The organism is Streptomyces sp. NPDC002838 (assembly GCF_040295365.1).
Lineage (GTDB): Bacteria > Actinomycetota > Actinomycetes > Streptomycetales > Streptomycetaceae > Streptomyces.
In genome coordinates, this window is record NZ_JBEOVF010000039.1 from 25,527 (window position 1) to 49,637 (window position 24,111).

Annotated in this window: 23 protein-coding genes and 1 riboswitch; of the genes, 12 read left to right on the plus strand and 11 right to left on the minus strand. The window is 70.0% G+C overall.

Annotated elements, in window-relative coordinates; translation table 11 throughout:
* Positions 1-10 precede the first annotated feature (10 nt).
* The gene (locus ABT063_RS36675) at positions 11-367 is read left to right on the plus strand and encodes an iron-sulfur cluster assembly accessory protein (protein ID WP_030582488.1); all 357 of its coding nucleotides are present in this window, start codon (positions 11-13) and stop codon (positions 365-367) included.
* Between the two features lie 85 nt (positions 368-452).
* On the opposite strand, the gene ABT063_RS36680 is transcribed toward ABT063_RS36675, so the two are convergent.
* Both ABT063_RS36680 and ABT063_RS36685 read right to left on the minus strand, forming a co-directional pair.
* Positions 453-2,489, minus strand: a complete 2,037-nt coding sequence (locus ABT063_RS36680; protein ID WP_351064608.1) for a hypothetical protein — start codon at positions 2,487-2,489, stop codon at positions 453-455.
* A 150-nt stretch (positions 2,490-2,639) separates the two neighbouring features.
* Positions 2,640-2,849 (minus strand): hypothetical protein, encoded by a 210-nt coding sequence (locus ABT063_RS36685; RefSeq protein WP_351064609.1) that lies wholly within the window; start codon positions 2,847-2,849, stop codon positions 2,640-2,642.
* Between the two features lie 131 nt (positions 2,850-2,980).
* On the opposite strand from ABT063_RS36685, the gene ABT063_RS36690 reads away from it, so the two are divergent.
* Positions 2,981-3,955 (plus strand): carbohydrate kinase family protein, encoded by a 975-nt coding sequence (locus ABT063_RS36690; protein ID WP_351064611.1) that lies wholly within the window; start codon positions 2,981-2,983, stop codon positions 3,953-3,955.
* 20 nt (positions 3,956-3,975) lie between these two features.
* On the opposite strand, the gene ABT063_RS36695 is transcribed toward ABT063_RS36690, so the two are convergent.
* Entirely contained in the window at positions 3,976-5,352 is a 1,377-nt protein-coding gene (locus ABT063_RS36695; RefSeq protein WP_351064613.1) for a cysteine desulfurase/sulfurtransferase TusA family protein, read from the minus strand.
* Between the two features lie 286 nt (positions 5,353-5,638).
* On the opposite strand from ABT063_RS36695, the gene ctaC reads away from it, so the two are divergent.
* From ctaC to ABT063_RS36715, 4 genes are all read left to right on the plus strand, one after another.
* Positions 5,639-6,598 (plus strand): aa3-type cytochrome oxidase subunit II, encoded by a 960-nt coding sequence (gene ctaC / locus ABT063_RS36700; RefSeq protein ID WP_351064615.1) that lies wholly within the window; start codon positions 5,639-5,641, stop codon positions 6,596-6,598.
* Entirely contained in the window at positions 6,595-8,340 is a 1,746-nt protein-coding gene (gene ctaD / locus ABT063_RS36705; protein ID WP_351064617.1) for an aa3-type cytochrome oxidase subunit I, read from the plus strand. Before ctaC ends, ctaD begins: the two co-directional genes overlap by 4 nt.
* A complete protein-coding gene (locus ABT063_RS36710) occupies positions 8,337-8,735 on the plus strand; it encodes a cytochrome c oxidase subunit 4 (RefSeq protein ID WP_351064618.1) in 399 nt (132 codons plus the stop codon). Before ctaD ends, ABT063_RS36710 begins: the two co-directional genes overlap by 4 nt.
* Positions 8,736-8,866: 131 nt before the next feature.
* On the plus strand, positions 8,867-10,132 hold the full coding sequence (locus ABT063_RS36715) for a L,D-transpeptidase (RefSeq protein ID WP_351064620.1): 1,266 nt from the start codon (positions 8,867-8,869) through the stop codon (positions 10,130-10,132).
* Positions 10,133-10,235: 103 nt separating this feature from the next.
* Here the strand turns inward: ABT063_RS36715 and ABT063_RS36720 are convergent, their stop codons facing one another.
* Positions 10,236-10,637, minus strand: coding sequence for a response regulator (locus ABT063_RS36720; protein ID WP_351064622.1), 402 nt, complete (start codon positions 10,635-10,637; stop codon positions 10,236-10,238).
* Positions 10,638-10,783: 146 nt separating this feature from the next.
* Between ABT063_RS36720 and ctaE the strand changes: the two genes are divergently transcribed.
* From ctaE to ABT063_RS36750, 6 genes are all read left to right on the plus strand, one after another.
* Positions 10,784-11,404 (plus strand): aa3-type cytochrome oxidase subunit III, encoded by a 621-nt coding sequence (gene ctaE, locus ABT063_RS36725; RefSeq protein ID WP_351064623.1) that lies wholly within the window; start codon positions 10,784-10,786, stop codon positions 11,402-11,404.
* Positions 11,405-11,483: 79 nt separating this feature from the next.
* The gene (gene qcrC, locus ABT063_RS36730; protein ID WP_351064625.1) at positions 11,484-12,293 is read left to right on the plus strand and encodes a cytochrome bc1 complex diheme cytochrome c subunit; all 810 of its coding nucleotides are present in this window, start codon (positions 11,484-11,486) and stop codon (positions 12,291-12,293) included.
* Entirely contained in the window at positions 12,290-13,348 is a 1,059-nt protein-coding gene (gene qcrA / locus ABT063_RS36735) for a cytochrome bc1 complex Rieske iron-sulfur subunit (RefSeq protein WP_351064626.1), read from the plus strand. Before qcrC ends, qcrA begins: the two co-directional genes overlap by 4 nt.
* Positions 13,345-14,982, plus strand: a complete 1,638-nt coding sequence (qcrB, locus tag ABT063_RS36740; protein WP_351064627.1) for a cytochrome bc1 complex cytochrome b subunit — start codon at positions 13,345-13,347, stop codon at positions 14,980-14,982. Before qcrA ends, qcrB begins: the two co-directional genes overlap by 4 nt.
* Before the next feature lie 138 nt (positions 14,983-15,120).
* Positions 15,121-16,185, plus strand: a complete 1,065-nt coding sequence (trpD, locus tag ABT063_RS36745; protein WP_351064629.1) for an anthranilate phosphoribosyltransferase — start codon at positions 15,121-15,123, stop codon at positions 16,183-16,185.
* A gap of 75 nt (positions 16,186-16,260) precedes the next feature.
* Positions 16,261-16,377, plus strand: a riboswitch (SAM riboswitch).
* A 144-nt stretch (positions 16,378-16,521) separates the two neighbouring features.
* Complete coding sequence (locus ABT063_RS36750) at positions 16,522-17,901, plus strand: aminotransferase class V-fold PLP-dependent enzyme (RefSeq protein ID WP_351064630.1); 1,380 nt, start codon at positions 16,522-16,524, stop codon at positions 17,899-17,901.
* Here the strand turns inward: ABT063_RS36750 and ABT063_RS36755 are convergent.
* From ABT063_RS36755 to ABT063_RS36785, 7 genes are all read right to left on the minus strand, one after another.
* On the minus strand, positions 17,856-19,049 hold the full coding sequence (locus ABT063_RS36755; RefSeq protein WP_351064632.1) for a glycerate kinase: 1,194 nt from the start codon (positions 19,047-19,049) through the stop codon (positions 17,856-17,858). The genes ABT063_RS36750 and ABT063_RS36755 overlap by 46 nt on opposite strands.
* Positions 19,050-19,059: 10 nt before the next feature.
* Positions 19,060-20,475 (minus strand): SLC13 family permease, encoded by a 1,416-nt coding sequence (locus ABT063_RS36760; protein WP_351064633.1) that lies wholly within the window; start codon positions 20,473-20,475, stop codon positions 19,060-19,062.
* Between the two features lie 57 nt (positions 20,476-20,532).
* Positions 20,533-21,195, minus strand: coding sequence for a response regulator transcription factor (locus ABT063_RS36765; protein WP_351064634.1), 663 nt, complete (start codon positions 21,193-21,195; stop codon positions 20,533-20,535).
* Entirely contained in the window at positions 21,192-22,658 is a 1,467-nt protein-coding gene (locus ABT063_RS36770) for a sensor histidine kinase (RefSeq protein WP_351064636.1), read from the minus strand. Before ABT063_RS36770 ends, ABT063_RS36765 begins: the two co-directional genes overlap by 4 nt.
* Entirely contained in the window at positions 22,615-22,923 is a 309-nt protein-coding gene (locus ABT063_RS36775) for a small secreted hydrophilic protein (RefSeq protein WP_351064638.1), read from the minus strand. The genes ABT063_RS36770 and ABT063_RS36775 overlap by 44 nt, the downstream gene beginning before the upstream one ends.
* A 102-nt stretch (positions 22,924-23,025) precedes the next feature.
* Positions 23,026-23,307 (minus strand): Lrp/AsnC family transcriptional regulator, encoded by a 282-nt coding sequence (locus ABT063_RS36780; protein WP_124442915.1) that lies wholly within the window; start codon positions 23,305-23,307, stop codon positions 23,026-23,028.
* Positions 23,304-24,047: a rhomboid family intramembrane serine protease gene (locus tag ABT063_RS36785; RefSeq protein ID WP_351064640.1), complete on the minus strand. Its 744-nt coding sequence runs from the start codon at positions 24,045-24,047 to the stop codon at positions 23,304-23,306. The genes ABT063_RS36780 and ABT063_RS36785 overlap by 4 nt, the downstream gene beginning before the upstream one ends.
* Positions 24,048-24,111: the final 64 nt, after the last annotated feature.

The following is a 24,111-nucleotide window of genomic DNA, read 5'->3' on the forward strand; positions in this document are numbered from 1 at the left end:
AGAGATGTAGATGTCCGTATCGGACGAGACCAGCACCGTCACCGACGGCATCATCCTGTCCGACGCCGCCGCGGCGAAGGTCAAGGCCCTGCTCGACCAGGAAGGCCGTGACGACCTGGCCCTGCGTGTCGCCGTTCAGCCCGGCGGCTGCTCCGGCCTGCGCTACCAGCTCTTCTTCGACGAGCGTTCCCTCGACGGCGACGTCGTCAAGGACTTCGGCGGCGTGAAGGTCGTCACCGACCGCATGAGCGCCCCGTACCTGGGCGGTGCGTCGATCGACTTCGTCGACACCATCGAGAAGCAGGGCTTCACGATCGACAACCCGAACGCGACGGGCTCCTGCGCCTGCGGCGACTCCTTCAGCTGAGCCCAGCCGGCACCCGGCGAACGTAAAGGCGGCGGCCCCCTCCGACAGGGCCGCCGCCTTCGCGCGTGTCCGGAGCTTTCCGGGGCTATCGCGCCCCGGACGTCTCCGGCAGCCGCGCCCCCGGCTTCTCCAGCGGGATCTCCTTGCCGTCCGAGCCCACGACCTCGCGGTCGCCGAGCGGCTCGTCCAGCTGCACGGTCCGGTGGTGCACCTTGGCTATCAGGATGCAGACCTTGTCCGGCCACGGGGTCTCGGTCACCTCGACCGTCACCTTGTCTTCGCTCTCGCTCGCCGTCACCTTGTAGTCGGCGCACACCCCGCCCGTGAAGGCCACGGTCAGCTCCCGCCCCTCAGCCGTGTAGCCGTCCACCTGGACGTCCCGCGGAGCCGGCGCCGCGGTCGGCTCGTCGCCGGGCTCTGAGGGCCGCGGGCTGGGCTGCCCGGACGGCGCCGGGGAGGTCACGTGCTTCGGGTCGACCGCCGGATACGTCACCGTGAAGCTGTCCTTCGCGCCGGCCGCCCGCGCCTCGAACAGCCAGGACGGCACCAGCGCCGGCCGCCCCTGAACGACATGCGAGGCCAGTCCGAACACGGCCTTGTCGACCGTGATCGTCTCCCTCTTCGGGACGGTGCCGGATTCACAGGAGGCTTCCCGCCGGTCCTCCAGCGGTACGGGAGTGGCGCAGCCGCCGATGCCCATACGGTGACCGGTCCCGGGCGCCGCGTTCATCAGGGCCAGCGTTTTCTCCGCGCTCAGAACGGGGTACGTGTCCCCCTTCGCGGGCGCCCGCAGCTGACCGCTGCCGCCCACCACTTCGCCCTGTGCGTTGACGGAGACGCCGGTCGTCCAGCCGTACGTGGGCATCCCGCCGACGACGGGATCGGTGTTCACCATCCGCTGGGAGCCCATGACCTGGCTCGCGACCACCTTCGCGTCGTCCTGACCCAACGCCTTCAGGACCGGCGCGGCCGCCTTCTTCGCGGCGGCCTCGCTCACCGGGGAGGCGTCGTCGGTGCCGGGTGTGTAGCGGTGGAAGGTCCAGGTGCCCGGCGCCTGCTGGTTCACCTGGAGGCTCGGCCCCGAGCCGTCCTTCGCCCCGACCCTCCAGGCCTGCCCCTGCGCCACCGGCGTCCCGTCGACCCCGAGCGCCTCGGCCAGCTCGGTCACCTCGTCCTTGGCGACCTCGCCCTCCGCTCGGTACACGGGTGCGGAGCCGGGGCCGTCCGGGAGCGTGCCGGCGGCGCGGTAGGTGACGCCGTACGGGTTGGGTTCGCCGGGGGCGATGCCGTTGTCGGTGCCGCCGCTCTCGGAGTAACCCTCGAGGGCGAGCGGTGGGGGCGTGTCGTCGCCGGACGCCCCGGAGGTCGTACGCCCGACGGAGTCCCCGGAGGCCGTCGCGGCGAGGTACGCCCCACCGCCCCCGACGAGCAGCACGGCGGCGGCGACGGAGGCGACGACGGCGGGGGAGCGGCGCCGGGAGGAGCGGACGCCGTCGGCCTCCTCGGCCTCCTCGTCCCGGCGGACCTCGCTGTCGGGAGCGCCGGCTTCGGCAGAGGCGGGAGCGGCGGGCTTCTCGTCGGCCCCGGCCTCGGCGGCATCGGAAGTGGCGGCGGGTTCCTCGTCGGAGCCGGAAGTGGCGGCGGGCTTGTCATCGCCCTCGCCCTCGCCCTCGGCCCCGGCCTCGCCCTCGGCCTCGCCCTCGGCCCCGGCCTCGCCCTCGGCCCCGGCCTCGCCCTCGGCCCCGGCCTCGGCTCCGGCCTCGCCCTCGGCCCCGGCCCTGGCCCCGGCCTCGGCTCCGGCTCCGGCTCCGGCCCCGGCCTCGCCCTCGGCTCCGGCCCCGGCCCGGGCCTCGCCCTCGTCGAAGCCGGCAGCATCGGAGCCGCTCTCTACGTCGCCGGAAGCCTCGCCGTCTCCGGTAGCCCTGCCCTCCCCGGAACCCTTGCCGTCGCCCTCCCCGGCACCACCTGAAGCCTCAGCAGAGGCGGCACCCTGCTTCTCCGGGACGCTTCGCTCCTCCGAGACACCCTTCTTCTCCGCGGCGCCCTGCTCCTCGGCGGAGCCGCCGGCAACCCGCTCCTCGGCGGAGCCGGTGTCGTCGTTGTCGGGTCGCTCGGTGTTCACCGCATCGCTCCTTCGGCTGTGCTCTGTCCCAGGACCCTGACCCGGCCCTGTCAAAGCGGCCGGTCCAGCGGGTCGTATCCCGCATCCCCTTTACGGGGGACGCCGATGGGACGCGGCGGGGGAGCGCACGGTTCCCTGAATAGCGCTGTCTCAGTCTCCGTACTCCGACATGGCGTCCAGCAGCCGTGCCGAGGCCGGCGGCACGATCACGCCATGGATGAGTGACGGGGAGACCGGAAGGGCAGTGATCCGGTCGGGAACCGACCAATGGGGGGCCATCCGGGCGCAGTCGCCGCGCAGCGACGCGAGGTCGCCTTCCAGATCGGCGGGAGAGGGAGCATGGAGCTCGAGGTTCGTCATAACGGCACCGTAGGCTCGGGCAGGCGTGCGAAGTAAGATCTACTATCGGGTAGTTTAGGCGGCTTCAGAGCCTCGCGCAGACCCGATAGCGTGAACTGTCAACGCCGTCTCCCCTCAGGAGAGTCAACGCCGTGCGTATCGCAGTCACCGGCTCCATCGCCACCGACCACCTCATGACCTTCCCAGGCCGCTTCGCCGACCAGTTCGTCGCGGACCAGCTGCACACGGTCTCGCTCTCCTTCCTGGTCGACCAGCTCGACGTACGCCGAGGCGGCGTCGGCGCCAACATCGCCTTCGGCATGGGCCAGCTGGGCACCCGGCCGATCCTGGTCGGCGCCGCGGGCTTCGACTTCGACGAGTACCGCGCATGGCTGGGCCGGAACGGCGTCGACACCGACTCGGTGCGCATCTCCGAGACGCTGCACACCGCCCGCTTCGTGTGCACCACCGACGCCGACCACAACCAGATCGGCTCCTTCTACACCGGCGCCATGAGCGAGGCCCGCCAGATCGAGCTGAAGACCGTCGCCGACCGCGTCGGCGGCCTCGACCTGGTCCTGATCGGCGCCGACGACCCGGAGGCCATGCTCCGCCACACCGAGGAGTGCCGCTCCCGCTCCATCCCGTTCGCCGCCGACTTCTCCCAGCAGATCGCCCGCATGGAGGGCGAGGAGATCCGGATCCTGCTGGACGGGGCGACGTACCTCTTCTCGAACGAGTACGAGAAGGGCCTCATCGAGTCCAAGACCGGCTGGACCGACGCCGAGATCCTCGCCAAGGTCGGCCACCGCGTGACCACCCTCGGCGCACAGGGTGTGCGCATCGAGCGGGACGGCGCTGAGCCGATCGTCGTCGGCTGCCCGGAGGAGGAGCGCAAGGCCGACCCCACCGGCGTCGGCGACGCCTTCCGGGCCGGCTTCCTCTCCGGCCTCGCCTGGGGCGTCCCCCTGGAGCGCGCCGCCCAGGTCGGCTGCATGCTCGCCACCCTCGTCATCGAGACGGTCGGCACCCAGGAGTACCAGCTTCGCCGCGCCCACTTCATGGAGCGCTTCACCAAGGCGTACGGCCACGAGGCCGCCACCGAGGTCCAGACGCACCTGGGCTGACTCGACGCACCTGGGCCGACTCAGGAGAGCCGGCGGACCACGTAGGCCGAACCCCGGTCCGCCGGCTCCTCACCCACGTACTCCTGCCCCCGCATCTCGCACCACGCCGGGATGTCCAGCCGCGCCGCCTCGTCGTCCGACAGGACCCGGACCATGCCGCCCACCGGCACGTCCCCGATGACCTTCGCCAGCTCGATCACCGGAATCGGGCAGCGCTTGCCGAGGGAGTCCACGACGAGGGCGTCCTCCTGCACGACCGCCTCCGCGACCGGCGCCCCCAGCTTCTCCCGCACCCCCGCCACCGCCCCCGGCAGCACCTCCAGGAACCGCTCGACATCCTCCTCAGCGGTCCCCGGCGGCAGCGACACCCGCACGTTCCCCTCGCTCAGCACACCCATCGCCTTCAGCACATGGCTGGGCGTCAGCGTGCTGCTCGTACAGGACGATCCGGACGAGACGGAGAAACCGGCACGGTCCAGCTCGTGCAGCAGTGTCTCCCCGTCGACATAGAGACAGGAGAAGGTGACGATCCCCGGCAGCCGCCGCTCCGCGTCCCCGACGACCTCCACGTCCGGCACCAGCCCGGGCACCCGCGCCCGGACCCGCTCCGTCAGCTCCCGCAGCCGTACCGCCTCTTGCGCCGCCTCGGCCCGCACCGCCCGCAGGGAAGCCGCCGCCGCCACGATCCCCGGAATGTTCTCGAACCCGGCCGCCCGCCCCGACTCCCGCTCGTCCGCGGGCCCTTGAGGCGCGAACCGCACGCCCTTGCGCACCACGAGCAGCCCGACCCCCGAGGGCCCGCCCCACTTGTGGGCACTCGCCGTGAGCAGCGACCAGTCGCCCTCCACCCGACCCCACCCCAGCGACTGCGCCGCGTCCACCATCAACGGCACCCCGACGGCCCGGCACACCTCGGCAACGGCCGCCACCGGCTGCTCGGTACCCACCTCGTGGTTGGCCGACTGCAGACAGGCCAGCGCGGTGTCCGAACGGAGGGCGTCCGCGTACGACGCCGCGGTCACCGCCCCTGTACGGTCCACGGCGACCTGTGTCACCGTGCCGCCGTCCGCCTCGTGCGCGTCGGCCGAATGGAGCACCGAAGAGTGTTCGACAGCCGACACGATCAGGTGCCGCCCGACACGCCGACGCCCCGCCAGCGCCCCCGCGATCCCAGCATGCACGGCCCGCGTCCCGGACGACGTGAACACCAACTCGTCAGCCCGACACCCCACAGCCTCGGCCATGGCTTCCCGCGCCGCGTCCAGCAACATCCGAGCCCGCCGCCCCTCGCGATAGAGCCGCGCGGGGTCGGCCCACCCCTCGTCGAGCGAAGCCATCAGAGCCTGCCGGGCAACGGGATGAAGGGGAGCGGAAGAGGCGGCATCGAAGTAGGACATACATCAACGCTAAGCGCCCCAAAGGGGCGCGGGGAACTGCGCGATCAACCACGATGCACCCGCAGTCGCCACACAAGCCGCGCATCCCGAGTTACTGGGCGACCCCCGACGTCCCTTGAGGCTGACCGGCGGCGCGTTGGGCCCCCCTCCCCGCAAACCCCCAGAGGGCGTCGGCTAGGGTTTGGTCCGCATAAACATCCAAACCCCTGCCCGACGCAGGGCGGCGACCGACCAGCGAGAAGGCCGCAGCCAATACGCGCGGGCGAGACTCTCGGGAAGGCGCTACGTGAGTCCCAACGGCTCCGACCGCTCGCCGCGGCGCCCGATGCGGCGGAAGCTGCTGCAGGCACTGACCGCGGGCCTGGTCCTGGCGACCGCCACCGGTTGCACATACGAGGACTTCCCCCGCCTCGGCATGCCCACCCCGACCACGGAAGAGGCTCCGCGAATCCTCTCCCTGTGGCAGGGCTCCTGGGCTGCCGCGCTCGCCGTCGGCGTGCTGGTGTGGGGCTTGATCTGCTGGAGTGCGATCTTCCATCGGCGCAGCCGCACCAAGGTCGAGGTCCCTCCGCAGACCCGGTACAACATGCCCATAGAGGCCCTGTACACGGTGGTCCCGCTCATCATCGTCTCGGTGCTCTTCTACTTCACGGCCCGTGACGAGTCCGAGCTCCTCAGCCTCAAGAAGAAGCCGGACGTGACCATCAACGTCGTCGGCTTCCAGTGGAGCTGGGGCTTCAACTACGTCACACCCGTCGAGGGTTCCACCGGTGACGCGAAGACCGACGAGAACCTGGACGCGATTCCGGACCGGTTCAAGGAGGACTTCCCGGCGAACGCCGGCGGCGTCTACGACGTCGGCACGCCCGGCACGCGGAACCCGCAGACCGGCAACCCCGGCCCGACCCTCTGGCTCCCCAAGGGAAAGACGGTCCGCTTCGTCCTCACCTCGCGTGACGTCATCCACTCCTTCTGGGTGGTGCCGTTCCTGATGAAGCAGGACGTCATCCCGGGCCACACCAACGCCTTCGAGGTGACCCCCAACAAGGAGGGCACCTTCCTGGGCAAGTGCGCCGAGCTGTGCGGCGTCGACCACTCCCGGATGCTGTTCAACGTGAAGGTCGTCTCCCCCGAGCGCTACGAGCAGCACCTCAAGGACCTCGCCAAGAAGGGGCAGACCGGTTACATTCCCGCCGGCATCGCGCAGACGAGCCACGAGAAGAACCGGGAGACGAACAACCTGTGAGCATCCTCAACGAACCCCAGGGTGCCGCGGCAGCAGGGTCCCACTACCAGGACGAGCTGCCGGTCCGGCGCCAGCGTCGCGGTGAAGTCGTCGTCAAGTGGCTGACGACCACCGACCACAAGACGATCGGGACGCTGTACCTGGTCACGTCGTTCGCGTTCTTCGTCATCGGTGGCGTGATGGCGCTGTTCATGCGCGCCGAGCTGGCCCGTCCGGGCCTGCAGATCATGTCGAACGAGCAGTTCAACCAGGCGTTCACGATGCACGGCACGATCATGCTGCTGATGTTCGCGACGCCGCTGTTCGCCGGCTTCACGAACTGGATCATGCCGCTGCAGATCGGCGCACCGGACGTGGCCTTCCCGCGGCTGAACATGTTCGCCTACTGGCTGTACCTGTTCGGCTCGACGATCGCGGTGGGCGGCTTCCTCACCCCGCAGGGCGCGGCCGACTTCGGCTGGTTCGCCTACACCCCGCTGTCCGACGCGGTCCGCTCCCCGGGCATCGGCGCCGACCTGTGGATCATGGGCCTGGCCTTCTCCGGCTTCGGCACCATCCTCGGCGCGGTCAACTTCATCACCACCATCATCTGCATGCGCGCCCCCGGCATGACCATGTTCCGCATGCCGATCTTCACCTGGAACGTGTTGCTGACCGCCGTACTGGTCCTGCTCGCCTTCCCGGTGCTGGCGGCGGCGCTGTTCGCGCTGGAGGCGGACCGCAAGTTCGGCGCGCACATCTTCGACCCGGCCAACGGCGGAGCCTTGCTGTGGCAACACCTCTTCTGGTTCTTCGGCCATCCAGAGGTGTACATCATCGCCCTGCCGTTCTTCGGGATCATCTCCGAAGTGATCCCGGTCTTCTCCCGCAAGCCGATGTTCGGCTACATGGGCCTGATCGCGGCGACCATCTCCATCGCGGGTCTGTCCGTGACGGTGTGGGCGCACCACATGTACGTCACCGGCGGTGTGCTGCTGCCGTTCTTCTCCTTCATGACGTTCCTGATCGCCGTGCCGACAGGCGTGAAGTTCTTCAACTGGATCGGCACGATGTGGAAGGGGTCCCTGAGTTTCGAGACCCCGATGCTCTGGGCGACCGGCTTCCTGATCACCTTCACCTTCGGTGGTCTGACCGGTGTCATCCTGGCCTCGCCGCCGATGGACTTCCACGTCTCCGACTCGTACTTCGTGGTGGCGCACTTCCACTACGTCGTCTTCGGCACCGTCGTCTTCGCGATGTTCTCCGGCTTCCACTTCTGGTGGCCGAAGTTCACCGGCAAGATGCTCGACGAGCGCCTCGGCAAGATCACCTTCTGGACGCTGTTCATCGGCTTCCACGGCACCTTCCTGGTCCAGCACTGGCTGGGCGCCGAGGGCATGCCGCGCCGTTACGCCGACTATCTGGCGGCCGACGGCTTCACCGCCCTGAACACGATCTCGACGATCAGCTCGTTCGTGCTCGGCGCGTCGCTCCTGCCCTTCTTCTACAACGTGTGGAAGACGGCCAAGTACGGCAAGCCGGTCGGCGTCGACGACCCGTGGGGCTACGGCCGCTCGCTGGAGTGGGCGACCTCCTGCCCGCCGCCGAGGCACAACTTCCTGACCCTGCCGCGGATCCGCAGCGAATCCCCGGCGTTCGACCTGCACCACCCGGAGATCGCCGCTCTCGACCAGCTCGAGAACGTGCCGCCGCACGGTGACAAGGCTCTGGCCGGCAACGGCGGCAAGGAGGCCGGCAAGTGAAGATCCAGGGACGGATGTTCATCTGGCTGAGCGTCTTCATCCTCGTCATGGCGATCGTCTATGGCGTGTGGTCGAAGGAGCCGGCCGGTACCACGGCGCTCTTCCTGGCCTTCGGCCTGTCCATCATGATCGGCTTCTACCTGGGCTTCACCGCCCGGCGGGTCGACGTGGGTGCGCAGGACAACAAGGAGGCCGACGTCGCGGACGACGCCGGCGAGGTCGGGTTCTTCAGCCCGCACAGCTGGCAGCCGCTCTCCCTCGGAATCGGCGGTGCCTTCGCCTTCCTGTCGGTCGCGATCGGCTGGTGGCTGATGTACTTCTCGGCGCCGCTGCTCCTGATCGGCCTCTGGGGCTGGGTCTTCGAGTACTACCGCGGTGAGAGCCGCACCCAGTAACACGAGCTGAGCTCTCAAGGAGCCCGGACACTCCGTCAGGAGTGTCCGGGCTCCTTCTTTTGCCGCAATCCCGGTCCCTCGTCCGGGTTACCCGGCGTGCCACCCTTGATGGGGCTTCCTAGCGTGAAGCCATGAGCCAAGCACCCTCACCCCGCACCGTCGTCGGCTGCACGCTGCTGGTGATCGCCCTTGGCGCGGGCGTCACCGCCTGCGGCTCCGGCGGCGGCAACCCGCTGTCCGCCGAGCCGTACGACGCGGCGGACCAGATCGCCTTCAGGGGCTCCACCGGCGGCGGCAAGAAGGCCGACCCCGACAAGCCCATAGAAGTCACCGCCGAGGACGACGACGGGCGCATCACGGACGTGACGGCCATAGACGCGGCCGGACGCTACGTGGCGGGCGAACTCTCCGCCGACGGCTCCCGCTGGCACAGCACCTCCCCGCTGGCCGCGGGCGCCCACTACACGGTCCGCGTGAGCACGGAGGACGAGGACGGCGCCCCCGGCCGCCGGGTCCTCACCTTCGACACCGGCAAGCCCCTCACCAAGAAGCGCCTGGGTGTCACTTTCGGCCCCAAGGCGGGCACGTACGGCGTCGGCCAGCCCATCACCGCCGAACTCGACCAGCCCGTCAAGGACAAGGCGCAGCGGGCCGTCGTCGAGCGCGCCCTGAAGGTCGACTCCATGCCCGCCGTGGAGGGCGGCTGGCACTGGGTGGACGACAAGGAGCTCCACTACCGGCCCAAGGAGTACTGGCCCACCCACGCCACCGTCCAGGTCCGCAGCAACCTGGACGGCATCAAGATCAGCGACCGCCTCTGGGGCGGCAGGGCCAAGCCCCTCAAGATCACCATCGGCGACCGTGTCATCGCCGTCACCGACGCCGCCTCGCACACGATGACGGTCTACAAGAACGACGAGGTGATCAAACAGATCCCGGTCACCACCGGCAAGCCCGGCTTCGATACCCGCAACGGCGTCAAGGTCGTCCTGGGCAAGGAGTACTTCGTACGGATGCGCGGCACCAGCATCGGCATCGCCGAGGGCTCCTCGGAGTCGTACGACCTGCCCGTCTACTACGCCACCCGCGTCACCTGGAGCGGCGAGTACGTACACGCCGCCCCCTGGTCCGTGGGCTCCCAGGGCTTCGCCAACGTCAGCCACGGCTGCACCGGCATGAGCACGGCCAACGCCGCCTGGTTCTTCGAGAACGTCCGCGAGGGCGACCTGGTCAAGGTCGTCAACAGCTACGGCAACACGATGGAACCCTTCGGCAACGGCTTCGGCGACTGGAACCTGGCCTGGAAGAACTGGCGCAACGGCAGCGCGCTGGTAGTGGGCGACCCCGAGGGCCCGAGTCCGCAGGATGCCGCGAGACTCAGGCCGACGGCAGTCTGAGGTACCCAGGGGCGCGGTGCTGTATCGAGGTGCGGCTCCGCCGCGTGGGCGCGACAAGCCACACACGGCCCGCAGCCGCCCGAGAACCGGCCCTCCCGAGCTCTCAGGCGCTCAGAGCCTTCCGCTCCCGCAACAGCGAAGCCAGGGCCGCCGCGAACTCCACCGGCTCCACAGGCAACGTCACCGCCGCCTCCGCCCGACTCCACGTCGCCAGCCACGCATCCTGAGGCCGCCCCATCAGCACCAGCACCGGCGGACAGTTGAACACCTCGTCCTTGATCTGCCGGCACAGCCCCATGCCCCCCATCGGCACGGCCTCACCGTCCAGCACACAGACGTCGATCCCGCCCTTGTCCAGCTCCTTGATGACGGCGGCTGGAGTCGCACACTCCATGAACTCCACCACCGGGACGTCCGGAGCGGGGCGGCGCCCGGTAGCCAACCGCACCTGTTCGCGGGTGTTGGAGTCGTCGCTGTAGACCAGCACCGTGGCGGTCGGCTGCATGCTTCCTCCGTTGACGTCAGCGTCGTAAGGACAGGCCCGTTGGGCCGGATGCTACTCCCTTGAACACCACGTCAACACCGGTACGACCGGGGAAGACACTCCGAACGGCACCCCCCGGAGTGAGGGCGGGATAAGCGACCGACATAATGTCGGTCGTGGCGACAGCAACGACAGTAGACACCGGGCACGCGCACCCATCGGTCAACCGGCCGAACCTCACCAGCGTCGGAACCATCATCTGGTTGAGTTCCGAGCTGATGTTCTTCGCGGCCCTCTTCGCGATGTACTTCACCCTGCGATCGGTGACAGGACCGGATCACTGGAAGGAAATGGCGTCCGCCCTGAACTTCCCGTTCTCGGCGGCCAACACCACGATCCTGGTGCTCTCCTCCCTCACCTGCCAGCTCGGCGTCTTCGCCGCCGAGCGCGGTGACGTGAAGAAGCTCCGGGGCTGGTTCATCGTCACCTTCATCATGGGCGCGATCTTCATCGGCGGTCAGGTGTACGAGTACACCGAGCTGGTCAAGCACGAGGGCCTGTCGCTCTCGTCGGACCCGTACGGCTCGGTCTTCTACCTGACCACCGGTTTCCACGGCCTGCATGTGACGGGCGGCCTCATCGCCTTCCTGCTGGTGCTCGGTCGCACCTACGCGGCCAGGAGGTTCACCCACGAGCAGGCGACCGCCGCGATCGTCGTGTCCTACTACTGGCACTTCGTCGATGTCGTCTGGATCGGCCTCTTCGCCACGATCTACATGATCAAGTAGCCGGGCCCGCTCCCGCGCGCTTCCACAAGCGCACATCCCAGAAGCATCGACGCAGAAGATCCTGACACCGGAGTAATCCGTGAAAAAGCTCTCCGCACGACGACGCCACCCAATGGCGGCGCTCGTCGTCCTACTCCTCGCGCTGGTATGCACGGGGGCGGTGTACACCGCCTTCGCCCCCACGCGCGAGGCGAAGGCTGATGAAACCGCCCAGTCTCTCGCCATCGACGAGGGCAAGAAGCTCTATGCCGTCGGCTGCGCCAGCTGCCACGGCACCGGCGGTCAGGGCACCTCCGACGGTCCGAGCCTCGTGGGCGTGGGCGCCGCGGCCGTCGACTTCCAGGTGGGCACCGGCCGTATGCCGGCCCAGCAGCCTGGCGCGCAGGTCCCGGCCAAGCCGAAGGTCTACTCACAGGCCGAGATCGACCAGCTGGCCGCGTACATCGCCTCGCTGGGCGCCGGTCCGGCCGTCCCGACCGAGAGCCAGTACAGCCCGGAGGGCGCGGACATCGCCAAGGGCGGTGACCTGTTCCGCAACAACTGCGCGCAGTGCCACAACTTCACCGGCCAGGGCGGTGCGCTCACGCACGGCAAGTTCGCGCCGGACCTCTCGGGAGCCACTGACAAGCACATCTACGAGGCCATGCAGACCGGCCCGCAGAACATGCCGTCCTTCCCCGACACCGTGCTGACGGAGCAGAACAAGAAGGACATCATCGCGTACCTGAACGCGGTCAACGGCGAGGAGACCGAGAACCCCGGCGGCCTCGCGCTGGGCGGCCTCGGGCCGGTCAGTGAGGGCCTCTTCGGCTGGATCTTCGGTCTCGGCACTCTCATCGCCGTCGCCGTGTGGGTCGCCGCTCGGACCGCAAAGGCCAAGAAGTCATGAGTAGCCAAGACATTCCCGAAGAGAACCTGCCCGCTGAGCAGGACACCGCACCCGGCGCGGTAGGCGTCGCGGACGAGAAGCACCCGTTCGCCGACCCGGGCCTGCCGCCCCACGAGCACCGGATCCAGGACGTCGACGAGCGGGCCGCCAAGCGGTCCGAGCGCACGGTCGCTCTGCTCTTCACGGTGTCGATGCTGGCCACCATCGGCTTCATCGCCTCGTTCGTGGCGATCCCGGTCGACCAGTCGGTCTACATCTTCCCGCTGGGCCACATCAGCGCGCTGAACTTCGCGCTCGGTATGACGCTCGGCATCGCGCTGTTCGCCATCGGCGCGGGCGCGGTCCACTGGGCCCGCACCCTGATGTCCGACGTGGAGGTCGCCGACGAGCGGCACCCGATCGAGGCCTCTCCCGAGGTCAAGACCAAGGTCATGGACGACTTCCGGCAGGGTGCCAAGGAGTCCGTGCTCGGCCGCCGCAAGCTGATCCGCAACACGATGCTCGGCGCGCTCACGCTGGTGCCGCTGTCCGGCCTCGTGCTGCTGCGCGACCTCGGCCCGCTGCCCGAGACCAAGCTGCGCCACACCCTGTGGTCCAGGGGCAAACTGCTCGTCAACATGAACACGAACGAGCCGCTGCGTCCCTCCGATGTCACCGTCGGCTCGCTCACCTTCGCCAAGCCGGAGGGTCTCGAGGAGCACGACCACGACTTCCAGACCGAGATCGCCAAGGCCGCCCTGTTGATCGTCCGGCTCCAGCCGGAGGACATCAAGGACAAGCGCGAACTCGAGTGGGCGCACGAGGGCATCGTCGCGTACTCGAAGATCTGCACCCACGTCGGTTGCCCGATCTCCCTGTACGAGCAGCAGACGCACCACGTGCTCTGCCCCTGTCACCAGTCCACCTTCGACCTGTCCGACGGTGCCCGGGTGATCTTCGGCCCCGCCGGTCACGCCCTGCCGCAGCTGCGCATCGGCGTGAACGACGAGGGCTACCTCGAAGCGCTCGGCGACTTCGCAGAGCCCGTCGGTCCTGCATTCTGGGAGCGCGGATGAGCACTACAGCGAGCAACGAGTCCCGCTCTCGCGGGAAGGCGCCGGCCGGCGAGCGCGTCGCCGACTGGGCCGACGGCCGCCTGGGGATCTACTCCCTGGCCAAGGCCAACATGCGCAAGATCTTCCCGGACCACTGGTCCTTCATGCTGGGCGAGATCTGCCTGTACAGCTTCATCATCATCATCCTCACGGGTGTGTATCTGACGCTGTTCTTCCACCCGTCGATGAACGAGGTGGAGTACCACGGCAGTTACGTCCCGATGCAGGGCCAGCTGATGAGCGAGGCCTACAAGTCGACGCTGGACATCAGCTTTGACGTGCGCGGCGGTCTGCTCATCCGGCAGATCCACCACTGGGCGGCGATCATCTTCCTCGCCGGCATGTTCGTGCACATGATGCGCGTCTTCTTCACCGGCGCGTTCCGCAAGCCGCGTGAGATCAACTGGCTGTTCGGCTTCCTGCTGTTCGTCCTCGGCATGTTCACCGGTTTCACCGGCTACTCGCTCCCGGACGACCTGCTCTCCGGCACCGGTGTCCGCTTCACCCAGGGCGCGATCCTGTCCACGCCGATCGTCGGCACGTACATCTCGATGTTCCTGTTCGGCGGAGAGTTCCCCGGCGACGACTTCGTCGCCCGGTTCTACTCGGTCCACATCCTGCTGCTGCCGGGCATCATGCTCGGGCTGGTGGTCGGCCACCTGATCCTGGTCTTCTACCACAAGCACACGCAGTTCGCGGGCCCCGGACGGACCAACAAGAACGTCGTCGGCATGCCGCTGCTGCCGGTCTACATGGCCAAGGCCGGAGGCTTCTTCTTCCTGGTCTTCGGTGTCATCGCCGCGCTCGCCGGCATCGCGTCCATCAACCCGATCTGGGTCCTGGGTCCGTACCGGCCCGACCACGTGTCGACCGGCGCCCAGCCCGACTGGTACATGGGCTTCGCCGAGGGGTTGGTCCGTGCCATGCCCGGCTGGGAGGTCAACCTCTGGGGCCACACGCTCGTCCTGGGTGTTTTCATCCCGCTGGTGATCTTCGGTGTCTTCCTCGGGATGATCGCGCTCTATCCGTTCATCGAGTCCTGGATCACCGGGGACAAGCGCGAGCACCACATCCTGGACCGGCCGCGCAACGCCCCGACCCGGACTGCCTTCGGTGTCGCCTGGGTCACCGCGTACATGATCATGCTGATCGGCGGTGGCAACGACATCGTCGCCACCCACTTCCATCTCTCGATCAACTCGGTCACCTGGTTCGTCCGCATCGGGTTCTTCGCCGGACCGGTCATCGCGTTCATCATCACCAAGCGGATCTGTCTCGGCCTCCAGCGCCGCGACAAGGAGAAGGTGCTGCACGGCCGCGAGTCGGGCATCATCAAGCGCCTGCCGCACGGTGAGTTCATCGAGATCCACGAGCCGCTCAGCCAGGACCAGATGTACACGCTCACCGCGCACGAGCAGTACAAGCCGGCCGAGATCGGCCCGACGGTCGACGAGAACGGCGTCGAGCGCAAGGTGAAGGGCTCCGAGAAGCTGCGCGCCAAGCTCAGCGAGGCGTACTACGGCGAGGAGAGCCAGATCCCCAAGCCGACCGTCGAGGAGTACAGGGAGATCACGAGCGGCCACGGCCACCACTGATCGCTGCGCTCGCCACGCGCGGTTCACAGGGCCCCGTCCGGTCTTCGGACGGGGCCCTTTGCCATGCCCGTCGGCTGGATAGGGTGGACCCCGTTGAGACTCGTGTCCCGCTGTACGGGACTGATCCAGGAGCGGCTTATGAGCGCTGTGACCCCCGCTGGAGGCGACACCGCGGCGGGCCGTTCCTGGCCCGAGGTGCTGAGCGCACTGCTCGGCGGACAGGACCTGAGCGCCGGCGACACCGCGTGGGCGATGGACCGCTTCATGAGTGGCGAGGCCACGGACGCCCAGATCGCGGGCTTCATGGTGGCGCTGCGCGCCAAGGGCGAGACGGTCGAGGAGATCAACGGTCTCGTCGAGGCGATGTACGCGCACGCGCAGCCGCTGCACATCCCGGGCCCGGCCGTCGACATCGTCGGCACGGGCGGTGACCGGGCGAAGACGGTCAACATCTCGACGATGTCCGCCATCGTGATCGCGGGGACCGGGGCGAAGGTCGTCAAGCACGGCAACCGGGCGTCGTCCTCGGCGAGCGGGTCGTCCGATGTGCTGGAGAAGCTCGGCATCAACCTGGACCTGTCGCCCGAGCGGGTGGCGCGGGTGGTGGAGGAGGCCGGGATCACCTTCTGCTTCGCCGCCAAGTTCCATCCCTCGATGCGGTTCGTCGGTGCGGTCCGGCGGGATCTGGGGATTCCGACCTCGTTCAACCTCCTCGGCCCGCTGACCAACCCCGCCCGGGTCACCGCCTCGGCGATCGGCTGCTTCGACACCCGGATGGCGGGGCTCATGGCCGGGGTACTGGCCGAGCGCGGCTCGTCCGCGCTGGTGTTCCGCGGCGACGACGGCCTCGACGAGCTGACGACCACGGCCACCTCCCGGGTGTGGATCGTGCGCGACGGCAAGGTGACCGAGGAGGCCTTCGACCCGCGCGACGTCGGCATCGAGCTGGTCCCGGTGGAGGCGCTGCGGGGCGCGGACGCCTCGTACAACGCCGAGGTCGCCCGGCGCCTGCTGGACGGCGAGCAGGGCCCGGTGCGGGACGCCGTACTGCTGAACTCGGCGGCGGCACTGGTGGCGCTGGAGCCGAGCGCTGCGCCGCTGACCGAGCAGATCCGCACCGGTATGGAGAAGGCGGCCGAGTCCCTCGACTCGGGCGCGGCGAAGCTGACGCTGGAGCGTTGGGTGGCCGCGAGCAACAAGTAGGGACCCACACAGGGATGTCCCGCAATCCGGACACGGGTTGCGGGACCTCGATCACTTCCCGTACGTTCCTGCACAGGTCATGAGTGACAGTCATGAGGCCCCGGCCGACTGTCCGGCAACCCTCCGTCCGTGGCGGGGTGCCCCGGGTGAAGACCAGGCTGTGGACAGCAAGGTCCACGGCAAGCGCGGATCCCTCGCACGCTTCTAAAAGTGTGGGGCCAGGGATCCTGGTCGTCGAGGAGTCTTCCGTGAGCAAGCGAATGCGATAGGGCTACCGCGCCCCGCCTCCGCACGCCCTTTTTCTCTTCCCCCCCATGTCTCTCACGGGAGTTCGCCATGTCCGTCTCCACCGCTGCCGCAGCCCAGACCATTTGCCATGACGTTTCGGGGGCGCTGCCCGTTCTCGGCCGGGATGTCACCGTCCCGCTCGTCACCGGCGGCGAGGTCATCTACGCCGCGCTCGACTACGCCGCCAGCGCGCCGGCGCTCCAGCGCGTGTGGGACGACGTCGCCGCGTACGCGCCCTACTACGGCAGCGTCCACCGGGGCGCCGGGTACCTCTCCCAGCTCTCCACCGACCTCTTCGAGAACTCCCGCAGGACCGTCGCCGAGTTCCTGGACTGCCGCGAAGGCGACCAGGTGGTCTTCACCCGGTCCACCACCGACTCCCTCAACCTCCTCGCCGCCGCGCTCCCGGCCGGCTGCCAGGTCTTCGTCTTCGAGACCGAGCACCACGCCTCGCTGCTGCCCTGGCAGAACGCCCGTGTCAGCTACCTCGACGCCCCGCGCACCCCGCGCCAGGCCGTCGAGACCCTGGAGCGCGCCCTCGCCGACCGCGACCCCCACGGCCCGGCCCTGGTCTGCGTGACCGGCGCCTCGAACGTCACGGGCGAGCTGTGGCCCGTACGGGAGCTGGCCGCGACGGCTCACGCGCACGACGCCCGGATCGTCCTGGACGCCGCCCAACTCGCCCCGCACCACCCGGTGTCGGTGCGTGACCTCGATGTCGACTGGGTCGCCTTCTCCGGGCACAAGCTGTACGCCCCCTTCGGCTCCGGTGTCCTGGCCGGACGCGCCGACTGGCTGCGCACGGCCGAGCCGTACCTCGCGGGCGGCGGCGCCAGCCGCAAGGTCACGCGGCGCGCGGACGGGGGAGTGGACGTGGAGTGGCACGAGAGTGCCGCCCGCCACGAGGCCGGTTCCCCGAACGTCATCGGCGCCTACTCCATCGCCTCCGCCTGCAAGGCGCTGACGGAGGCGGGCTTCGAGGCGCTCGTCGCCCGTGAGCAGTACCTGATCGAGAAGGTCCGCGCGGGCCTCGCCGAGGTGCCCGAGGTGCGCGTCCTCTCCCTCTTCGGTGACGACGCCCCGCGCGTCGGCGTGATCTCCTTCGTCGTCCAGGGCTGGAACAGCTCCCACTTCGCCGCCGCGCTCTCCGCCGAGTACGGCATCGGCGTCCGCGACGGCCTCTTCTGCGCCCACCCGCTCGTGCGGACCCTGCTCGGCAGCGACCCGCAGACCCAGGGCGAGTGCGGCGCCCCCGAGGCCGCACCCGGCGAGAAGTCCCTCAACGCCATCCGCGTCAGCTTCGGAGCGGGTACGCCGGACGAGCACGTGGAGCGGTTCGTGACCGCCGTGAAGGAGCTCGTGCGGGACGGCGCCCGGTGGAACTACCGTACCGAGGACGGCCGTTGCGTCCCCGACACCTCCGCCTGAGCCGGTAGCCGGGAGCCCAGCACGATCATCCGCAGGGCGCGTTCCGTGGCGTCCGTGAGGAGTTCGCTCGCCCGGAACAGCGCCTCGGCAAGGGCCATCGGCGCGGGCAGGATCCCGTGGCAGGCGTCCACGCCCGGCACGTCCTGGGCGCCCTCGCCGAGGGTGCCGGCCAGGGCGAGGACCGGCCGTCCGTACAGCTTGGCGCGGCGGGCCACCTCCGCCGGGATCTTCCCTCGGGGCGTCTGGTGGTCCAGCGCCCCCTCGGCGGTGACCACCAGGTCGGCGCGGGCCAGCCGGGCGTCCAGGTCGAGGTGGTCGAGGAGCACGTCGAAGCGGGGGAGGAGCCGGGCTCCCAGGGCGGCCAGGCCCGCGCCCAGTCCGCCCGAGGCGCCGGTGCCGGGGCCGTGGCGCAGGTCGGTGCCGCCGACGGCGAGGTCGCGGGTGAGGACGTCGGCCCAGTTCTCCAGGGCCGCCGACAGCTCCTCGACCTGCGCGGGCGTCGCCCCCTTCTGCGGACCGAAGACCCGGGCCACGCCCCGCTCGCCGCACAGCACGTTGTACGGATTGCAGGCGACAAGCAGCTCCACTTCTTTCAGACGGGGGTCGAGGCCGGTCGGGTCGATGCGGTGCAGCCGGGTCAACTCCCGTCCCCCGTACGGCAGCTCGCGGCCGTCGATGTCCAGCAGCCGTGCCCCGAGCGCCTGGAGCGCGCCGGCGCCCCCGTCCGACGTACCGGAGTCGCCGCAGCCCACCAGGAGGCGCCGTACGCCCAGGTCCAGCGCGGCGCGGAGCAGCTCACCGACGCCGTAGGTGGTCGTGGCGCCCGGATCGCGGAGGTCGCGCGGGACCAGGGAGAGGCCCGCGACCGCCGCCATCTCCACCACCGCGGTGTCCCGGGAGCCAAGCAGGGCGAAGTGGGCGCTGATGGTTTCGCCGACCGGGCCCGTGGCGGGCACGGTGACGAGCCGTCCCCCGGTGGCGGCGGCCAGCGCGGCGGCCGTGCCCTCGCCGCCGTCCACGAGCGGGACGAGGTCGACCTGGGCATCGGGCAGGACGCGCAGGACGCCCGCCGCGATGGCGTCCGCGGCGGCTTCCGCGGACAGGGACTCCTTGAAACCGCTGGGGGCTACGACGACACGGGTCAGCATGGAGGGCTCCTTAACGGGTGACGGACACGCCGAGCAGCGGCCACACCGCGACGGCGAAGAGCAGGACGAGCGCGGCGGTCAGCGGGGCCAGGACGGCGGACAGCCGCAGCAGGTCGCGCGGGGTGTAGGTGGGGGTGCCGGGGATCTCCGCGAACAGCGTGACCGGCTTCGCGGAGGCGGGCAGGGTGTGGCAGAAGCCCGCGGCGGCGGTGGAGGCGAGCGCGGCCGCGACCGGGTTGACCCCGACGCCGACGGAGGCGGCCACCACCAGCGGGACCAGGACCGAGGAGCGGGCGGAGCGGGACTGCAGGACCAGGTGGGCCGCCGTACTGATCGCGATCACGATCGCCAGGAACACCACCGGGGCCTCGCCCGTCGGCAGCCCGGAGACCAGCCATGTCGCCGCTCCAGAGTTGGCGAGCGCGACGCCCATCGCCATCGTCGCCGCCATGAACAGCAGCAGCGACCAGGGAACGGTCTTCAGCGCGTCCTTCAGCCGTACGGTGCCCAGGGCGGGGGAAGAGGCGACGACCGCGCCGATCAGCGCGACGACCGCGGGCGGCACCCGGTGCAGCGGCTCGCTGCACCACAGCAGGACGACCGTGGCCATCAGCAGCGCGCAGCGCTTCTCGGCCTGCGTCCAGGGGCCGGTGACCGGGTTCTCGCTGTGCTGCTGGATCTGCTCCGGGGCGATGTGGACCGGGCCGCGACGGTCCGCGCGCCGGGTCGTCGTCAGCAGCACCAGCTCGGCGGCCAGGTGGGAGGACGCCACCGCCAGCGGCAGGCCCAGCAGCAGCCACTGAGTGAAGCCGACCTGTTCCCCGGTCGCCTCCCACAGCACCGACACGGTGATCAGATGTGCGCCGGCGCCGATCAGGGTCGCCACCGCGGACAGCAGGATCACGGTCGGAAACAGCAGCGCCAGCATCACGACCAGTCGCTTCCGTTCGGCGAGGACCTTGGCGAGGGCGAGGAACACCGGCAGCGCCAGCGCGGCCCGGCCCGAGGTGGCGGGCACCGCGAACGCCGTGACGACCAGCGAGGCCGTCGCCAGGTGCACCAGCTGCCGTACGGTGCGCGCCCCGCCGACCAGGAACGCCGCCGCCCGGCCCGCGAGCCCGGTCCGGGCCACCGCGGCCGCCAGCACGAAGGCACAGATCAACAGCCACACCGTCGAGTCGCCGAGCGTCCCGAACAGCGTGTCGCTGCTGATCACGCCGGTCACCGTCAGGGCGAGTCCGGCGCCCAGCGCGATGTACGTGTCGTCGATCGGCGTGCCGATCCAGGCGCAGGTCGCCAGCGCGAACACGGCGAGGGTCAGCCGGGCGTCGCCGCCGAGGCCGGGGAAGTTGCCGGGAACCGCGAGCAGCGCGCAGAGGGACAGCGCCACGCACAGGGCGACGGTCAGTCGGAGATTCAGGGTCACGTCATCGAGAGTTCACCCGGGCGGTGAGCCCTCGATGAGCCGCACATGAAGGAAACTTCACGCGGGCAGCCGGTACCCCATCCCCCGTACCGTCTCCACCCGCTCCGCACCGAGCTTCTTGCGCAGCGTGCGCACGTAGACGTCCACGATGTTGGACCCGGGGTCGAAGTCGTACCCCCACACGTGCGACAGGATCTGCTCCCGGGACAGCACCTGTCCCGGATGCCGCAGGAACAGTTCCAGGAGCACGAACTCACGGGCCGTCAGGTCGACCGTCCGGTCCCCGGCCCGAGCCCTCCGCGTCCGCAGGTCCAGGCTCAGCGAACCCGACTTCAGCACCGTCACCTCGGGCGCCCTGGCCGCCGTTCGCAGCCTGAGGCGCACCCGGGCGAGCAGTTCCTCGAAGCGGAACGGCTTGGTCATCCAGTCGTCGGCGCCGCCCTCCAGGCCGGCCACCGTGTCCCGTACGGAGTCCCGCGCGGTCAGCACGATCACCGGAACCGTCACCCGGGCCTCGCGCAGCTGCCGCAGCACCGTGAAGCCGTCCCGGCCGGGCAGGCCGATGTCCAGGACGACCAGGTCGAAGCCGCCGGTCAGGGCGTACTCGTAGCCCGCGTCGCCGTCGGCGACGACGGTGGTGGTGAAGCCGTTGGCGCGCAGGCCCTTCTCCACGAAGGAGGCGATGCGCTCCTCGTCCTCGATGATGAGGATGCGGTTCATGGACGTGCCTCTTCCAGGGTGAGTACGAAGGTGGCGCCGCCGCCCTCGGTGTCGTGCAGGCGGACCAGGCCGCCGTGCCCTTCCGCGATCGCCTTGACGATCGACAGGCCGAGCCCGGCCCCCGAGCCGCGGGTGCCGCGCCGGGCCGTGCCGCGCCGGAACCGCTCGAAGATCACCTCGCGGTCCTGCGGCTGGACCCCCGGCCCGCAGTCGGCGACGTACAGCTCGATCCGTGAGCCGTCGGCGCGGGAGCCGACGCGGATGGTCTGGCCGGACGTGGTGTGCTGCACGGCGTTCTGCGCGAGCTGGACCATGGCCTGGGTGATCCGCTGGGGGTCCAACTCCGCCTCGCGGTCGGCGACTTCGGCGAGCTGCCAGTCGCGGTCGCCGAGGGTGCGGGCCTTGACGTAGACGTCGGCGGTGAGTTCGGCGAGCTGGACCGGCTCCGGGGTGACGAAGTCGGGGCGCTCGGTCTTGGCGAGCAGGAGCAGGTCCTCGACGATGCGGCTCATCCGGTCGAGTTCGTCGGTGACCAGGCGGACGGTCTCCTCGCGTTCGGCGGGGTCGTCGCCCATCAGCTCCAGGTGGCCGCGCACGATGGTGATGGGCGTGCGCAGCTCGTGCCCGGCGTCGTCGACGAACTCCCGCTGGGCGGCGAAGGCGCGCTCCAGCCGGTCGAGCATCGCGTTGAACGTCTCGGCGAGGGCCGCGATGTCGTCGTGGCCGTGGACCGGGATGCGCCGGGTGAGGTCGCGCTCGGTGAGCTCCGCGGCCGTGACCCGCACCAGGCGCACGGGCTGGAGGATCCGGCCGGCGACCGCCCAGCCGATGCCGGTGGTCAGCAGCAGGGCGACTCCGGAGATGGCGAGCAGGATGCGGAACACCTCGTCGGCGCGCCCCAGCTCCCGTCCGGGGTGGAAGGCGACGACGAACGCGGCGTCCGGCTCACTGCCGGGCCGGGCGATGGCGACCTTGGCCCACCGGATCTCGCCCGACGGCCGGTTCACGACGCCGGAGGGGGCGGGCGAGTCGAAGATGTGCCGCCGGGCTTCGGCGTCCTCGTGCAGCGGCAGGACGCCGCGGAGGTCGCGCGGCTGGATGATCTGCGTCGGGTCCTGGCCCGCCCCGCCCACCAGGCCGATCAGCTCCTCGTCCGGGTCGGCGTACTGCCGCACCAGGAAGGTCCGCAGCAGCCGGGCCGGATCGGTGAACGGGCGGCCGGTCTCGGGGTCGGTGCCCCGCTCCTCGAAGTTGGTGAACTCGCCGGCCTCCTGGGCGAGCAGACGGTTGATCCGCTGGTCGGCCTCCCGCAGCAGGATCGACCGCGTGACCGTGGCCACCGACGTGAGCGCGACCGCCATGACGAGCAGCAGCCACAGCAGGATGCGGACCCGGGCGGAGACCCGCCGGCGCCGGCCGTCAGCCGTCGTCGCCGGGTCCGCGGTCGTCCCCGGCTCCGTCATCTCCGCCCTTCTGGCCGCGGTCGTCGTCATCGTCATCACCCGGAGGGCTGTCGGTCACCGGAGGCCGCGACACGACCTCGTCACCCGGTGTCGGAGAGGGCCGCGTGGGCGTCGGCGAGGGCGAGGGCGAGCCGCTGTCCAGTTCCACCTTCTGCGGAACCTTCGGCGCCTCGGGGCTGTCGGAGAGCGCGAAACTGGTCGCGGCGATACCGAGGGGAATCATCACGACGGCGGCCAGGGCCGCCATCCGGCGAGAGAAGACCATGGGCTCATCCTGTGTCCCGCTCCCGGCGGGGAGGATGAGCCCAAGATGAAGAACTCTTCATCTCGACATCTTCGTCTCGACAAGGACGGGGCGGGCCGTGCCTCAGCTGTCGAGGCCGATCGCGAACGCCGCCTCCAGGTCGTGCTGCGAGTACGTACGGAACGCCACGTGCGTGTCCGTCCCCTCCACGCCCGGGATCTTGCTGATCCGCCCGGGGATGACCTCCGCGAGGTCCTCGTGCTGCTTGACCCGGACCATGGCGATCAGGTCGTAGGTACCGGTCACGGAGAACACCTCACTGACGCTCTCCAGCGCCGCGATCGACTCCGCGATCTCGGGAATCCGGTCCACGCTGGTCTTGATCAGGACGATCGCGGTGATCACGGCTGGTTCTCTCCCTCGGGGGCCGGAGCTGGGGCGGCCTTCACTCTAGTCCCACGCCCGAAACGGGCCCACGCGAAGCAGAAGCCCAGGCCGAAGCCCAGGAGGTGGGCCAGGTACGCCACCCCCGGGCCCTGGCCCGCCCGCCCCGCCGCCAGCCACTGCAGGGCCGCCCAGAAGGGCAGGACGAGCCAGGCCGGGAAGCGCAGGGGCAGGAAGAACAGGAACGGCAGGAGACTGGTCACCCGCGCCCCGGGGAACAGGTACAGGAACGCGCCGAGGACAGCGGAGATCGCCCCGGAGGCGCCGACCAGCGACTGCTCGGAGCCGGCGTTGGCCGCCGCGTAGCCCAACAGGGCCAGGTAGCCGCAGCCGACGTAGAAGAGGGTGAACTGGACGCGGCCCATCCGTTCCTCGGTCATCACGCCGAAGACGTAGAGGAAGAGCATGTTGCCCAGCAGGTGGACCCAGCTGCCGTGGACGAAGAGGGCCGTGGCGGGGGTGAGGACGGCCCGGGCCGAGCCCTCGAACAGTTCGGCGGGGACCACGCCCCACCGGTGGAAATAGGCCCGCTGTGCGGCGAGCAGCCCGTCGCCGGTGCCGTACGCCGCGTTGAGGCCCGACGCCGGGCCGATCAGGAAGATCAGGCAGCACAGGGTGATCAGTCCGTACGTCACCGGCGCCGACGCCTCCCGCACGGTCCTGCTCGCCCGGCCGACCGTCACGCTCCACTTGCGGATCATGGACACAGAGCATGACGTAACGGGACGCAACCGAACAGACCGCCTCGCCGCCCCCGGCGCCCGA

What these genes read in the sequence shown, in the direction of transcription:
- ABT063_RS36675 (WP_030582488.1), top strand. Translation starts at nt 11, where the DNA reads ATGTCCGTATCGGACGAGACCAGCACCGTCACCGACGGCATCATCCTG.
- ABT063_RS36685 (WP_351064609.1), bottom strand. Translation starts at nt 2,849, where the DNA reads ATGACGAACCTCGAGCTCCATGCTCCCTCTCCCGCCGATCTGGAAGGC.
- ABT063_RS36695 (WP_351064613.1), bottom strand. Translation starts at nt 5,352, where the DNA reads ATGTCCTACTTCGATGCCGCCTCTTCCGCTCCCCTTCATCCCGTTGCC.
- ABT063_RS36715 (WP_351064620.1), top strand. Translation starts at nt 8,867, where the DNA reads ATGAGCCAAGCACCCTCACCCCGCACCGTCGTCGGCTGCACGCTGCTG.
- ABT063_RS36720 (WP_351064622.1), bottom strand. Translation starts at nt 10,637, where the DNA reads ATGCAGCCGACCGCCACGGTGCTGGTCTACAGCGACGACTCCAACACC.
- ctaE (WP_351064623.1), top strand. Translation starts at nt 10,784, where the DNA reads ATGTCGGTCGTGGCGACAGCAACGACAGTAGACACCGGGCACGCGCAC.
- qcrA (WP_351064626.1), top strand. Translation starts at nt 12,290, where the DNA reads ATGAGTAGCCAAGACATTCCCGAAGAGAACCTGCCCGCTGAGCAGGAC.
- qcrB (WP_351064627.1), top strand. Translation starts at nt 13,345, where the DNA reads ATGAGCACTACAGCGAGCAACGAGTCCCGCTCTCGCGGGAAGGCGCCG.
- trpD (WP_351064629.1), top strand. Translation starts at nt 15,121, where the DNA reads ATGAGCGCTGTGACCCCCGCTGGAGGCGACACCGCGGCGGGCCGTTCC.
- ABT063_RS36750 (WP_351064630.1), top strand. Translation starts at nt 16,522, where the DNA reads ATGTCCGTCTCCACCGCTGCCGCAGCCCAGACCATTTGCCATGACGTT.
- ABT063_RS36755 (WP_351064632.1), bottom strand. Translation starts at nt 19,049, where the DNA reads ATGCTGACCCGTGTCGTCGTAGCCCCCAGCGGTTTCAAGGAGTCCCTG.
- ABT063_RS36765 (WP_351064634.1), bottom strand. Translation starts at nt 21,195, where the DNA reads ATGAACCGCATCCTCATCATCGAGGACGAGGAGCGCATCGCCTCCTTC.
- ABT063_RS36770 (WP_351064636.1), bottom strand. Translation starts at nt 22,658, where the DNA reads ATGACGGAGCCGGGGACGACCGCGGACCCGGCGACGACGGCTGACGGC.
- ABT063_RS36775 (WP_351064638.1), bottom strand. Translation starts at nt 22,923, where the DNA reads ATGGTCTTCTCTCGCCGGATGGCGGCCCTGGCCGCCGTCGTGATGATT.
- ABT063_RS36785 (WP_351064640.1), bottom strand. Translation starts at nt 24,047, where the DNA reads ATGATCCGCAAGTGGAGCGTGACGGTCGGCCGGGCGAGCAGGACCGTG.